Here is a 14,110-nt window from a genome sequence, read left to right as displayed (position 1 = left end):
TCATTTACACAAACTATTTTATACTCTCGAACAAATTGTTCTTAAAAGTAAATATATAAATCAAACAAATAGGGTCAAAATTTTGAAAAACCAGAATTTTGACTCTGTTTTACATTTTGGAGATAATCTTTCCCAGCTTCTCATAACTTATTATTAAAGACGGTCGGCTAAACAGCGCTTACATTTATTAGCGTTATACTAAAATGATTTTTACAATCATAAATTTTAAACAAGCAGAACCTATCAGAGTAAATATTGTTTGTTTTCAGCTGACTTAAGCATGCCTTTATTTTAAAAATCAATTATTTTTACTTAGTAAGAAGCAAAATAGATGGTGAATTTTTGGTAATATAACCGACTTGACTATCACAGTTGAAGTATTGTTTTAATTTGGTCTGTAATTCGGCAACGGCTTTTCTGTGATCATTCTGTCGCTTAGGATTTACATTTTCCATGTAAAATAGAGCGTCACTAGTGTTTTCAGTAACCTCAACTCTGGCGCTATCACGCCAAGACCAGCAACGACTTAAGATAGAATGATCGTCAGTATAGATCACTTCGTTAGGCATAGCTTCTTGCTCTTCTTTTTCACCAATCGGCCAGAATTTTTCGCCACCTGAAGCAACCGTTAGTCGAATATCTCCTTCAATTTTTGCCAGGTCTTCTCCTGCGACAGGGAAAGCCCAGTTTAACGAGACTGAATTATAAACATCGACTATTGGGTTGATACTAGTAACTCCCTTACCTTGCTTAGCCCTTTTTAGCAGACTTTCGACAGCGCAACGTGCACCTTTTTTTGTTTTAAATTTTTGAAATGCTTTTCTCCAATCAGAAATTACATCGTTGGAACTGATTGGATTATCCGGGATCCATTTGATTGCTTGGCAATTAGCCTTTTCAAGTAAATTTGCAGGAATTTTATCGTTTTCATGGTTATTAATATCCTCAGCTACGATCACTGCAATTTCTACATCTGGAAATAAGTTCCAGAAAGGTGCTTCAGCTCTAAAGTTTTTCTTCATCAATGATACCCTCCTAGTATTAAGTATTATATGTATAATTAGGATGCTAGTTTGTAAAACCCAACCATTTAATACAAAATTTTATAAAAACCTCAACTCAATAAAATGAAACTTTTAAATGACCAAACAAAAAGGAATATAACCAATTAATTCACATAAAGTTTAAACAAAAACGTCATAATTTGCAAATCGATTTGAATCAGTTATAGGAAATCTGTGAGTGTTTTTTCGGCAATTATTGTCTTTCTTTTATCTATAATCGAATCAATACCAAGCATGCGAGCATTTCTGGCATACAAATTTCAGCTTTGCTTACAGATAATTAGTAATGTCCAATCTTAACGTAGATTTTTCGAGTTGGCTAAGCTATCTATCTCAAAGAAAATTGCACTGGATTGTATTAACGTTAATCGGTGAGCACATCAGCTTTTACCTGTCATCATAAATGCGCTATAAGGCGTGAATATGTGCAAGCAGATCAGATCGTTATTATTGACAGTTTGCCTAATTCACTATGTCAAAAAGTTAGAAACAAGCGTGCAAAGGTTTTTCTCTAACGTAACCGATATAAGGTATAATGTCGCAAAATCTATGTATTTTTAGGACTTTAAAACTCATTTGATCAGGGTAACTAATGGTTATATTTTGAATTATTTCGCTACCAAAATTCCAGTTCATGATACACAAGCTGGCTCAACTTAGATCGAGAGCTATCCCTGTTTAAACAGGAGTGCAATCTTTAAGCATCTTACCATTTAAATATGAAAGACGCTGGGTAACATAATAGTTGTTGCTTTAAAGAAATTACATTGTATCATTGAAGATTCCTTTTCAGTTTTGAAAGACGATCATAGTACTGAACGTAATTTGACGCGTATTGTGTATCTTTCAAAAGTCCCCATTTTTTATAATTAGAATGGCTAAGTCTATATGGCATTATAATTATTTTAAAACATTAGTTGATATTATTAAATAAAAAAGTTGTAGTTTGGAAAAATGAAAGCGGCTCTAATTATAAAATTCACAAAAAATAATAATTATTTCTTTATTCTCACTTTATTCAAAATAATAATCACTATGCAATAAAGCTCTCAAAAAATGTATAAAGTATTGATTGGAATTCATCTTTATTTAAACAAAAATCTCATTTTTAAATATTGATATAGCAGCATTTGACAGCGTTTTTTTAATGAAGTACACTCTGAGTGTCAAAAGAAATAAAACACTAAGGAGTGACATTTATGCAAAAATCTACAGGAGTCGTTACACCAGAATTCCATACAGATAATGCTAAAAATTATGGATTTAGTAGTCCAATTCACGTATCTTCGGAAATTGGAAAGTTGCGTTCAGTAATTTTGAAGCGACCTGGCAGAGAAATTGAGAATTTAACACCTGATACCATGCCACGATTGTTATTTGATGATATTCCATATTTACCGATTGCCCAAAAGGAACATGACTATTTTGCTCAAACTCTCAGGGATAACGGCGCTGAGGTTTTGTACCTTGAAAACTTGGCGGCCGATGCATTGAATGAACAACCTGTTAAGCAAGAATTTGTTGATCGCATGGTCAAGGAGTCGGGATTTAAGGATGGACTAACATATTCTGCTTTGAAAGAATACTTGGTGGGCATGGAGCCTTTGCAAATGATTACCACCATTATGGAAGGCATTCGCAAGAGTGACATTGATCTGAACTACAAGGATTTACGATTACTTTCAGAAGATGCTGATTATCCGTTTTTAATGGATCCAATGCCTAACTTGTATTTCACTAGGGATCCAGCTGCCTCGATTGGTGATGGACTCTCAATTAATCATATGACATTTGCAGCTAGAAGACGTGAATCATTATTTATGGAATATATCATCAAACATAATCCACGTTTTGCAGACCAGGGCGTGAATGTTTGGAGAGACAGAAATCATACCACACGTATTGAAGGCGGAGATGAATTAGTCTTAAGTGATCATGTGATGGCTATCGGAATCTCACAACGGACATCAGCTGACGCGTTGGAAGATATTGCTCGTAATCTTTTTACAAATTCAAACTATGACACAGTTGTGGGAATTAAGATTCCGCACAATCATGCAATGATGCATTTAGATACAGTCTTTACTATGATCAATTACAATCAGTTTACAGTTCATCCGCAAATTATGAACGGCGGCAAGATAGATATGTGGGTCCTTCATCCAAGTAAAGATGGACAGATCACTAGCGAACACCGTACTGATTTGCTCGAGGTTTTAAAAGAAGTCTTGCATCAATCTGAACTTGACCTGATTCCAACCGGCAATAGTGATCCAATCTTTGCACCACGTGAACAATGGAATGATGGCTCTAATACTTTGGCCATCGCACCAGGAGAAGTTGTCACTTATGATAGAAATTATGTTTCCAATGAGATGTTAAGGGAACATGGAATCTTAGTTCATGAAGTTCTCTCAAGTGAACTTTCACGCGGTCGGGGCGGCCCACGTTGTATGTCAATGCCAATTATCAGGGAAGATTTAGAAACTAAGTAATAAAAATTCAGGACTAACTCTAGGTAAGTTATTTTAATAGTTTTAATAAGATAATAAGGTATAACACTCGTTCAATAAAAATTTAATTTGAGGTGGAGAATCATATGGAGAGTAAATTTGTTGGTAAAGAAAGTAACGTTTTTCAAGGACGCAGTATTTTGTCGGAAACATCAATGACACCTGCAGAAATGGAATATTTGATTAATTTTGGGCTTCATTTGAAGTTTATGAAAAAGAATAATATTCCGCATCGTTATCTAGAAGGGAAAAACATTGCTTTGCTGTTTGAAAAGGCTTCGACTAGAACAAGATCTTCTTTCGTGACAGCGGCAATTGAATTAGGTGCGCATCCCGACTATTTAGGTAAAGATGATATTCATTTAGGTAAGAAGGAAAGTGTTGAAGATACTGCTAAAATTTTAGGATCAATGTTTGACGGAATCGAATTTCGCGGTTTCAAACAAGAAACTGTTGATGGGCTAGCTAAGTATTCTGGTGTGCCGGTTTGGAATGGTTTAACAGATGAATGGCACCCAACACAAACGATTCCTGATTTAATGACAATGAAGGAAAATTTCGGCCGTTTAAAGGGACTGACATTAACTTACATTGGCGATGGCAGAAACAACGTGGCTAACTCCCTGTTAGTTGGCGGTTCAATGGTTGGTGTCAATGTTCACGTGGTCACACCTAAAGCTTTATATCCTTCTGAAAAACATGTTTCTATCGCCAAGGAATATGCTGCAAAGAGTGGTGCTCAAGTTATGATTACAGACAACATTGAAGAGGGTGTTAAGGGCTCTAACGCCATTTACACAGATGTTTGGGTCTCAATGGGCGAAAGTGATTGGGAAGATCGTGTTAAACTGCTCAAACCATATCAGGTCAATATGGAACTGATGAAGAAAACAGGAACACCGGATGATCAATTGATCTTCATGCATTGTTTGCCAGCCTTTCATGATACTAAGACAGCGTATGGACAAGATGTCTATGAAAAATATGGTATCAGCGAGATGGAAGTTACTGATGAAGTCTTTCGTAGTAAATACTCACGTGTCTTTGAAGAAGGTGAAAACCGGAAGCACGGGATTAAAGCTATTATGGCAGCTACGTTGGGTAATTTATTTATCCCATCAGTCTAAAATGCTATTTTAAGTTTTGATCAGGAGTGTGAACTAAGATGCCTAAGAAAATCGTAGTCGCTTTAGGTGGTAATGCAATCGCGACTAAAGACGGCTCGGCGGGAGCTCAACTCAATTCGATCAAGCAAACCGCTGAGGTGTTGGCACAATTTGTTAAAGCGGGTAATCAATTGGTTGTCACCCATGGCAATGGCCCACAAGTTGGAAATTTGTTATTGCAAATGACTAAGGGACAGTCCAAAGGCAATCCTCCCATGCCTTTGGACACGGTGGGAGCTATGACACAAGGCAGTATTGGCTACTGGCTGCAAAAAAGTTTGTCTGAGATTTTTGAAAAAGAAAATATTCAAAAAACGACTGCTACTATTGTAACACAAACTATAGTTGATCAAAATGACGAGGCATTTCATGCCCCTTCTAAACCTATTGGTCCGTTTTATTCCAAAGCTAAAGTAATAGCATACCAAAAAGAACATCCGGGATATGTTTTTGCGGAAGACGCAGGGCGGGGCTACCGAAGAGTCGTAGCTTCCCCGCGACCGATAAATATTAAAGAAGCTCCGCTGATCTCATTGATGTTGGAAAATGGTATGGTACCGATTGCTGCTGGTGGAGGCGGTATCCCAGTGATTAAAACCGCTGATGGCAGCTTAACTGGTGTGGAGGCTGTAATAGATAAAGATTTTAGCGCGGCTAAATTGGCTGAAAATATTGGTGCAGATGAGCTGATAATTTTAACTGCGGTTGATTATGCCTATATAAATTATGGAAAGTCTTCCCAGAAAAAATTAGGAGAAGTAACCGTGCATGAAACGATGGAATACCTTGAGCAGGGCCAATTTGCGGCGGGAAGTATGTTGCCTAAAATTCAAGCTGCAAATGATTTTGTTTCAAATACAAATGGTCAGGCAGTTATTACTTCCTTGAAAAATGTTTCTCATTTAATTACTGGTCGCTCTGGAACAGTGATCACTAATTGATTTGTCATAATTGTTTTTAATGACAGATGCAAGGAGAGTCTGAGCATAGGAACTATGCCAGACTCTTTTTTTCTTGAAAAATTTAATAGTTTTAGTGAAGCACATTTGCTAGTGAAAGTTATCAATAAAATTTGAAGGGAATGAATTTAATGGAGAATAATTCAAAAGGAATCGCTAAAGGTGAGCTTGTTGCTTTAATAGTTAGTTCATCGATTGGAACAGGGATTTTCGGTATTATGAACGATTTAGCCAATGCTGCAGCGCCAGGTCCTGCGTTACTGGCGTGGTTCTTTGTTGGAATCGGTATTCTTGCCTTGGTTCTCTCGTTGAATAATTTGTCTGAGAAACGTCCTGAACTTGATTCCGGGATTTTCAGTTATGCTGGAGCACAATTTGGACCCTTAGGTGAATTTATTTCAGGCTGGGCCTATTGGCTGTCATCCTGGTTAGGAAATATTGCCTTTGCCACAATGTTAATGAGTTCTTTTGGGACCTTTTTTAAAGTGTTCAAAGGTGGTCAAAATTTAGCTTCGATTTTTGCAGCAATAATTATTATGTGGTTACTGACTCTTTTGGTAAATAATGGCGTTGAAAGTGCTTCTTTCATCAATACGATCGTTACGATCTGTAAGTTAATCCCAATCTTTGCATTTGTTGTCATTATGATCATCAGCTTTAAGGGCGGAATCTTTACGGCTGATTTCTGGGGCAACGTTACTAATAATGTCTTACACGGGGGCAAAACAGTTTCATTATTTGAACAGATGAAAGGTTCGATCATGGTTATGATGTGGGTCTTCATTGGAATCGAAGGAGCTTCTGTTTTAGGCAACCGTGCTAAGAAAAAATCTGATGCACAGCAAGCCACAGTTTATGGTTTAGTTTCATTACTAGCAATTTATATTTTAGTTTCATTGTTACCATACGGAGTCTTGAGTCAAGCTAAGATAGCTACTTTGCAACAACCAGCCATGGGTGAAGTTTTGAAACACGTTGTTGGGTCATGGGGTTCAGTTATGATCAACATTGGCCTAATCATTTCTACACTTGGGGCATGGATTTCATGGACGATGCTGCCAGCTGAAACAACGATGTTGATGGCTAAGGACAAGACTTTGCCTAAGTCATGGGGAAAGGTTAATAAGAAAAATGCACCTACCTATTCTTTGGTAATTACTGGTGTAATGCAGACAATCTTCTTGTTTTCGCTGCTCTTTACTGAATATGCATACAACTTTGCCTACAGTTTATGTACAGCTGCGATTCTGATTTCTTATTTGATGGTTGGATCATATCAAATGCAATTCTCTTACCAAAAGAAAGAATGGGGACAATTTGGGATAGGTATTATTGCGGCTGCATTTCAGTTGACAGCGATGGTACTAGCTGGTTGGCAACAGGTTTTGATGGTTTCGATCCTCTATATTCCTGGATTTATCTTTTATTATTTGTCTAGCAAAGAAAATGATCGTCGAATCAATAAAAATGAGAAGATTACTATGGGGATAGTACTATTGATTGCCGTAATAGCAATTATTATGATCTGCACCGGTACAATAAAAGTTGGTTAAAATGAATAAACAGCAGAATTTCGAATTTGTTAATGGAGGAAAATAAGATGGCAAAAATAGTTGTTGCTCTAGGCGGGAATGCGATCCTCTCAGAGGATCCATCGGCCCAAGCACAAAAACGTGCTGTTAGTCAGACAGCTAAAGAGTTGGTTAATTTTATTAAAAACGGTGACCAGTTGATCATTACTCATGGTAACGGTCCACAAGTGGGAAATTTATTGTTGCAGCAAAGTGCTGGTGACAGCTCAGAAAACCCAGCTATGCCATTGGATACTTGTGGAGCAATGACACAGGGCAGTATTGGCTATTGGTTCCAAAATGCTATGCGTGAGGAATTGCTTAAGAATGGGATTGACAAAGACGTAACGACGATCATCACACAAACAATCGTTGCAGAGGATGATCCGGCTTTTCAGGATCCTTCTAAACCGATCGGCCCGTTTTATAAAAAAAGCGAAGTAGCGAAACTAAGGCAAGAACACCCAGACTGGAAGCTGATGGAAGACGCTGGGCGTGGATATCGGCGAGTGGTTCCTTCACCAAAACCCGTTAAAATCAATGAATACCGGGCAATCAAACAAGTCGTTGAGGCTGGAATCGTGCCGATTGTTTCTGGCGGTGGCGGGATACCTGTTGTTGAAAGAGGCGACCGTTTGGTCGGCACAGAAGCTGTGATCGATAAGGACTTTAGTGCGTCTAAGATTGCTCAACTGATCAAAGCTGACAAGTTGATCATTTTAACTTCTGGCGGAGGTGTTTACTATAACTATGGTCAGCCCGAACAAGCCGAATTAAAAACTGTTGGCATTGAGGAGATTCAAGAGCATATTAACGCTGAAGAATTTTCGAAGGGCAGTATGATGCCGAAAGTTAAAGCAGCGGTAGACTTTGTCCGCCAAAGCGGTAATCCCGCTGTTATTGGGGATTTGAAAGATGCTAAAGAGATCATTGAAGGAACTCAGGGTACGATGATCATTAATGAAGGTACTCAAACAGAATACAGATAAATTAAAGTTTTGAGCAAATAAGTTTCAAAGCTATTAATCAAGAGGCAGGAAGATAATGATGATTTTCTTGCTTTTTTGCTTTATTCCTATAAATGATATTGTTTAATATCGGTGGGAAAGTAAGTAATAAGCTAGACTTGATTTATTTAATTGGTCGCTAGTAAACAAATTTTTCTTTTTTAAAGAGCCTTACATTGAGGATTTTTGTAAGGCCATTTTAAAGCTTTCATATAATCTCCATGTAACACCATAAAATATTTTCAAAAACATGAATTATTTTGCACAATATATTTTGAGATTTGTTTGCGAGCTTTACCTAAGTGAACATATCATTTGATAAAATTTTCTTGCCAAATAATAAGTAAAATGCAGAAAGTATAAGAAAGACTCGCTTGTGTAAAATTATTTATTCCCGACATATGCTATTTTAACGGCGTTTTCAGCTCGATTAAAGTATTTTTTAATTTTATTTAATAGAATAAAAAATATAAATATGGGCTTACTTTTTCTAAATTTTGTAGTATGATAGATAGGTAGTTAAATATGTGAAAAAAATTCAATGTCTTGAAAATGATTGTCATTGGGAGGAACCTTTTATGAAAATTGCTGAAATTGTTGGGACTAATTCGGCTGGATCATATAATCGTAAACTTTTAAAATATATGCAAAAACAGTATAGTTCAGATGAATGTGAACTTTCAGTTTGTGAGATCGACAATTTGCCTTTGTTTAATGTGTCGTTATTGTCGGGGGATTTACCTCAAGCAGTCAAAGTGCTTTATCATGAAGTCGAAACTGCTGATGCAGTGATAATTTCCACGCCTGAATATGACCACGCGATCACAGCAGCATTAAAGAGTGCACTAGAGTGGTTATCTTGTCGGAAAGAATTGTTTTTCCAAAAACCGGTTATGATCGTGGGAACATCTTTGGGTAATCAAGGAACTTCCCGTGCCCAAGATAGTCTCCGTCAAATTTTAAACTCACCAGGTCTGTGTGCAGATGTTTTGTCGGGTCATGAATTTTTGTTAGGCCATTGTCAAGAACAGTTTAATGAAGCTGGAGTTTTGAAGGATCAGGATACTGCTGGATTTTTGGATGAATGCTTTACAGCTTTTGTTCAAAAGGTACGCATGCATCAAAATAGAAATGAAGAAAATGTGGCTTAAACTGTTAAATATGAATAGCATCAATTGAGCATTGATCGCGTAAGATGGGTCAATGTTTTTTTACTGTCTTTAGTTAGTTCCGGTATCTGATATTTGCTACAATAAGACCATGGACAAAAGTTCGTTGCCGGAGTTAACGGACTCCGGTCTCTCTCGTTATTTGCAACAGAATAGCCATGAATTGATCAACTGACTTTGGGACAATTGTTTTTTCAAAAGTATAAAAAGACCAGTTGTTTTGGTATTAGCGGACTCTAGCTGTTATTATGGATATTAATAGCAGCTAGAAAATGAATAGAAAAAAATGATTTATCAATTAAGGATACCAATTAATAAATGAGATGAGGGAACGGGTTTGGCATATATTGAAATTGAGCATTATTCAAAAGTATTTGGCAGCGGTGAACGTGAGATCCGCGCTAATGATGATATTTCCTTTGAACTTGAAAAGGGACAGTTAATGGTCATTGTGGGCGCTTCTGGTGCAGGTAAGTCAACTTTATTGAATACTTTGGGTGGAATGGATTCAGCTACTGAGGGCCGAGTAGAGATCAATGGGAAAAACATAGCTGAATATTCAGAAAAGCAGTTAACTACTTATCGGCGAAATTCGATTGGATTTGTTTTTCAATTTTATAACCTGATTCCTAATTTAACTACTTTAGAAAATGTTGAACTGGCATCTGAAATTTCTCCAGACGCACTTGATCCAGCTGAAACGTTGGGCAAAGTTGGTTTGGAAAATCGGAAAGATAATTTTCCTTCACAGCTTTCGGGTGGAGAACAGCAAAGAGCTTCAATCGCACGCGCGGTTGCAAAAAATCCAGAACTTTTGTTGTGCGATGAGCCAACGGGGGCGCTTGATTATAAGACAGGCAAAACGGTTTTACAGCTTTTACAAGATTTCAGCCACAAAGAGAGCAAAACAGTTATTATTGTCACTCATAATGCTGCGATCAAAGCGATGGCTGATCATGTGATCGAGATCTCTGATGGCAAAGTCAAAGAAGATTATCTTAATGAGCGGCCAAAACCAGTTTCCGAGATCGAGTGGTAGGTGAAGAGTTTACATAAATTCTAAGAAAGAATATTTTTCGTGAGTTTAGAGGCTCGTTTCCTTGTTTTATTTCGATTGCGATCTTACTGGCTCTGGGAGCTTTTGTGCTGATCGGATTAAAGGTCACCGGAGACGATATGCGTGCAACAGGAAACCAGTATTTTTGCCAACATAAAATGGCCGATGCACAGGTTACTAGCACGGTTGGCTTTAATAATAGCGACCGAAAATATATTGAGCGGATGAAGCATGTTAAACAGGCAGAGTACAGTATTTATCGAGATGCTTTAACAGCGGATTCAAAAAAAACGATCCGGTTAAACGAAAAGACTACTAAATTATCAATATATCAGGTAGTTCAAGGCAGGCTACCACATAAGCCAAATGAAATTGCTTTAAGTAAGTATGAAAAGAACAATTATAAAATTGGACAACAAATCAGTCTTGTTGATAATCAAGGCAAAAAGCAAATAGCTGGACTTAAATATCATAAATACAAAATTATTGGCTTTGTCACGTCCAGTGATTATTTGCAGAAAGATAATTTAGGAGTTTCTAATGCTGGCAAGGGACAAATCGATACTTTTGGAGTACTGACCAAGTCGGGCTTTAGTCAGCAAACTCCAATGTTGCCAAGATTTCTTATGATAACCTGCGTGGTCAAAGTTATTCAGACCAATTTGAGAAACGATTAAACAAAAATATTGATCAGGCAGCACCATTTTAGCAAAGAGAGCTGATAAAAGACAGTCGGAAATCAAGAAACAGAAAGAAACTAAAATAAAAAATGCCAGAACTGTTTTAGGTCAGCAAAAAACCAGTTTATTTGAACAACAAACAAAGTTAGACTGGAAGAAAAAACAACTGGAGCTCGCTGCGGCCGAAGTCAAGGATAGTCAACAGCAACTCGCCGGTTTTCAAGGTCAACTGCAAACAATGCCTGCTGGTTCGCAAAAGGATGCACAAAACCAGCAATTGCAAATGCAACGACAGCAAGCAGCTGTTCAAATAGCTCAACTTAAAGAAGGGCAAGAGCAGTGGCAGAGAAGTTCGCAGGCTCTGAGATCCGGTCAGAAAAGGTTAGCGAAGACAGAAGATAAACTTAACCAACAGGACAAACAAGTTAATAAATGACTGGCCTGACTTACCAGCTTCAAGCTCGCAGCGATTATAACCAAGGCTATAATCAGTTTGGTGAAGCAGCTAAGAGGATAGATGTCTTGTCTAATACCTTTCCGCTGATTTTTTTTGCAGTAGCAATTTTAGTCACATTAACTACGATGTCTCGCATGGCTGAAGAAAAAAGAACGGATATTGGAGTGTTACGGGCATTGGGCTATACGAAGCTTGACGCGATGAAGCTTTTCTTAATATATGGGACTAGTGCGGCCGTTTTGGGGACAGCTGTCGGTAGTTATTTTGGTACCTGGTTATTGCCCGAAAGGATCTATGCTGCATACGCTGCTAACTTGGCAGTGCCCAAGTTGCAAACGCCGCCGTCCTGGTTGTGGATCGGCATTAGTTTAGTGTTTGCCTTAATGTGCACCGTTGTTCCTTCGGTTTATGTTGCGTGGAATTCGTTGAAAGAACAGCCTGCATATTTATTGGTCGAAAAACCACCGCGGGCTGGGTCTAAGGTTTTACTTGAAAAAGTTCCATTTATTTGGAAGAAAATGTCATTTGATCAGAAAGTAACCATCCGGAATCTCTTCAGATATAAGAGCCGGATGTTTATGACAATCATTGGAATTTTGGGATGTACGGCTTTGCTGATCACGGGGTTTGGTATGCGTGACTCGATCAACGGGATCATCGATAATCAGTACCAAAAAATTACACATTATGATGTGGTCGGCATCTATGATCCTAATGCTAGTCAAACAGAAAAAGATAACTATCAAAAACAGGTTCATGATATTAAGACTGTCAAAAAGCAGGATAATATTTATTATGGGTCGGTAACCACTAGGCCGCAGGGAACGATCAGCAATCAGCAAATATCTATGATGGTCCCTCAACACGAGCAAAGGTTTGATGATTTTCTTACTTTGCGAGACTCTAGTGATCACAAGAAGCTGAAACTTCAGGGGCATGGAGCAGTGATCACAGAGAAACTGGCTAAGCTAGGACATTACCAGGTTGGTGACCATTTGGACCTAACCGACAGCTCTGGTCGCAGTCACCGCATCAAAATCAGTGGGATCAGTGAAATGTATGTTGGTCATGATGTTATTCTCGACAGTAGTTATTACCATAAAGTTTTTGGTAAACAAGTTGTTTATAATACTAAGATACTGGACCTAAAAGACCGTTCTGCCAATAATATCGATCAAGTTTCACGTAAATTGAACAGCCAAACAGCTGCAGTCACTGCAGTTCAATCAAACCAAGCTAAAATGGCGATCAATACGATTTTGCATGGACTTAATAATATTGTATGGATCATCGTGATCGCTTCTTCAGCTCTGTCATTCGTTGTGTTATTCACATTGACCAACATTAATGTGTCTGAACGGACACGTGAATTAGCAACTCTAAGGGTCCTAGGTTTTTATCAACATGAGACGGTGATGTACATTTATCGTGAAACGGCTATTTTGACGTTTCTTGGGATCTTAGTTGGTTTTAGCGGTGGATATTATTTACATCACTTTATTATGGAAACATTGCCGCCCAATAATGCGCTGGCTGACATGACGCTGCGATGGTCTAATTTAGGCTTGTCTGCTGATTTGACTTTACTCTTTTCATTGATCGTTATGCTTATAATGGTGCAAAAAATCCGCAAAATTAATATGTTGGGTGCTTTAAACTCGGCAGATTAGTTTAAGCAAACAATTAAGCTGAAATTATTTGAATATAATTTAAATTGAGTTAAAATATAGCCAAAATATTTGTCTATGAGTAACTTGGGGGGTATCATCATGTGGTTAGGGTGAATGATAAAAAACATCCTAGAAAAAGATAAATGATAGTTATCGTATAAGGGCTCTGCGAGGTAAGAATGCAGAATAAGTACTAGTTGGGCAGGCACATATTCTTAACTTTTGCGGTGCTCTGTGGAGGTGTTTTCTATGGAATTTGAATTTCCACTTAGTGTGCTAGATTATCAAACTGATTTAATTGACTCTCAAAAACTTAATGAAGTGTTAAAAAAAGACTTTCAAAACGTTCAACTTTTAGTTCAACGTATTTCACAAGCAAAGGATGCTTTGGAAAAATATTCGCGTGAAGAGCTGTCGTTAACTGCTTTGAGACAAGCATCTCGCCCAGCCATTCGCGGTTTGCTTGATCAAAGAAACTTAGAAGAGCACATGCACATTTTTGCAGATATGCATGTAGTCGATCAACTAAAAAGTGAACTCGATTTAAGGGGACTGCATGAGCTGGGGATCGTGACAGATTATGAGTTTGCACGGATAGATTCTGGTAAACTAATGTTGCGTTCGCGTCAGGACCGTATTAATTTTGAAAATGAGTATGGTGAATATGCACTTGAAGAGGATTTTGGACATACGGTTTAATATGTAATAATAAAATAATAATCTCTAATTAAAAATTTTGTAAAACTTATTAAACTATATACTAAAGCACGCGTGGTGCTAGTTCGTAACATTCAACT

At 37.7% G+C, this 14,110-nt stretch carries 12 protein-coding genes; 11 read left to right on the top strand and 1 reads right to left on the bottom strand.

All coding sequences use genetic code 11. The features are described 5' to 3' along the window. Window positions 1-308: 308 nt before the first annotated feature. Window positions 309-1,022: a B3/B4 domain-containing protein gene (locus FC65_RS04320; RefSeq protein WP_010499671.1), complete on the bottom strand. Its 714-nt coding sequence runs from the start codon at window positions 1,020-1,022 to the stop codon at window positions 309-311. A gap of 1,241 nt (window positions 1,023-2,263) precedes the next feature. Between FC65_RS04320 and arcA the strand changes: the two genes are divergently transcribed. The 11 genes from arcA (at window position 2,264) to FC65_RS04275 (ending at window position 14,012) form a co-directional block, all read left to right on the top strand. Then, window positions 2,264-3,559, top strand: coding sequence for an arginine deiminase (arcA, locus tag FC65_RS04315; protein WP_235803074.1), 1,296 nt, complete (start codon window positions 2,264-2,266; stop codon window positions 3,557-3,559). Between the two features lie 104 nt (window positions 3,560-3,663). Further along, complete coding sequence (gene argF, locus FC65_RS04310) at window positions 3,664-4,704, top strand: ornithine carbamoyltransferase (RefSeq protein WP_010499666.1); 1,041 nt, start codon at window positions 3,664-3,666, stop codon at window positions 4,702-4,704. 38 nt (window positions 4,705-4,742) lie between these two features. Next, the gene (arcC, locus tag FC65_RS04305) at window positions 4,743-5,684 is read left to right on the top strand and encodes a carbamate kinase (protein WP_056971677.1); all 942 of its coding nucleotides are present in this window, start codon (window positions 4,743-4,745) and stop codon (window positions 5,682-5,684) included. A 149-nt stretch (window positions 5,685-5,833) separates the two neighbouring features. After that, complete coding sequence (locus FC65_RS04300; RefSeq protein WP_056971676.1) at window positions 5,834-7,255, top strand: basic amino acid/polyamine antiporter; 1,422 nt, start codon at window positions 5,834-5,836, stop codon at window positions 7,253-7,255. Window positions 7,256-7,302: 47 nt separating this feature from the next. Beyond that, entirely contained in the window at window positions 7,303-8,262 is a 960-nt protein-coding gene (arcC, locus tag FC65_RS04295; protein WP_056971675.1) for a carbamate kinase, read from the top strand. Window positions 8,263-8,858: 596 nt separating this feature from the next. Next, window positions 8,859-9,431, top strand: coding sequence for an NADPH-dependent FMN reductase (locus tag FC65_RS04290; RefSeq protein ID WP_010499659.1), 573 nt, complete (start codon window positions 8,859-8,861; stop codon window positions 9,429-9,431). A 355-nt stretch (window positions 9,432-9,786) separates the two neighbouring features. Then, entirely contained in the window at window positions 9,787-10,488 is a 702-nt protein-coding gene (locus FC65_RS04285; RefSeq protein ID WP_056971674.1) for an ABC transporter ATP-binding protein, read from the top strand. 104 nt (window positions 10,489-10,592) lie between these two features. Next, window positions 10,593-11,183: a hypothetical protein gene (locus tag FC65_RS12345; protein WP_235803073.1), complete on the top strand. Its 591-nt coding sequence runs from the start codon at window positions 10,593-10,595 to the stop codon at window positions 11,181-11,183. A 241-nt stretch (window positions 11,184-11,424) separates the two neighbouring features. Next, complete coding sequence (locus FC65_RS12340) at window positions 11,425-11,622, top strand: hypothetical protein (protein WP_235803072.1); 198 nt, start codon at window positions 11,425-11,427, stop codon at window positions 11,620-11,622. Continuing rightward, window positions 11,619-13,313 carry an ABC transporter permease gene (locus tag FC65_RS12335; protein WP_235803071.1) on the top strand — a complete coding sequence of 565 codons (1,695 nt, stop codon included), beginning with the start codon at window positions 11,619-11,621 and terminating at the stop codon, window positions 13,311-13,313. Before FC65_RS12340 ends, FC65_RS12335 begins: the two co-directional genes overlap by 4 nt. A 249-nt stretch (window positions 13,314-13,562) precedes the next feature. Next, window positions 13,563-14,012, top strand: coding sequence for a hypothetical protein (locus FC65_RS04275; protein WP_056971673.1), 450 nt, complete (start codon window positions 13,563-13,565; stop codon window positions 14,010-14,012). Window positions 14,013-14,110 lie beyond the last annotated feature (98 nt).

This window comes from Ligilactobacillus acidipiscis DSM 15836 (assembly GCF_001435755.1).
Classification (GTDB): domain Bacteria; phylum Bacillota; class Bacilli; order Lactobacillales; family Lactobacillaceae; genus Ligilactobacillus; species Ligilactobacillus acidipiscis.
Note: the sequence above shows the minus strand (reverse complement) of the source record. Positions and strands in the feature narration are given on the sequence as shown.

What these genes read in the sequence shown, in the direction of transcription:
- arcC (WP_056971675.1), top strand. Translation starts at nt 7,303, where the DNA reads ATGGCAAAAATAGTTGTTGCTCTAGGCGGGAATGCGATCCTCTCAGAG.
- FC65_RS12340 (WP_235803072.1), top strand. Translation starts at nt 11,425, where the DNA reads ATGCCTGCTGGTTCGCAAAAGGATGCACAAAACCAGCAATTGCAAATG.
- FC65_RS12335 (WP_235803071.1), top strand. Translation starts at nt 11,619, where the DNA reads ATGACTGGCCTGACTTACCAGCTTCAAGCTCGCAGCGATTATAACCAA.
- FC65_RS04275 (WP_056971673.1), top strand. Translation starts at nt 13,563, where the DNA reads ATGGAATTTGAATTTCCACTTAGTGTGCTAGATTATCAAACTGATTTA.
- arcC (WP_056971677.1), top strand. Translation starts at nt 4,743, where the DNA reads ATGCCTAAGAAAATCGTAGTCGCTTTAGGTGGTAATGCAATCGCGACT.
- argF (WP_010499666.1), top strand. Translation starts at nt 3,664, where the DNA reads ATGGAGAGTAAATTTGTTGGTAAAGAAAGTAACGTTTTTCAAGGACGC.
- arcA (WP_235803074.1), top strand. Translation starts at nt 2,264, where the DNA reads ATGCAAAAATCTACAGGAGTCGTTACACCAGAATTCCATACAGATAAT.
- FC65_RS04290 (WP_010499659.1), top strand. Translation starts at nt 8,859, where the DNA reads ATGAAAATTGCTGAAATTGTTGGGACTAATTCGGCTGGATCATATAAT.
- FC65_RS04300 (WP_056971676.1), top strand. Translation starts at nt 5,834, where the DNA reads ATGGAGAATAATTCAAAAGGAATCGCTAAAGGTGAGCTTGTTGCTTTA.
- FC65_RS04320 (WP_010499671.1), bottom strand. Translation starts at nt 1,022, where the DNA reads ATGAAGAAAAACTTTAGAGCTGAAGCACCTTTCTGGAACTTATTTCCA.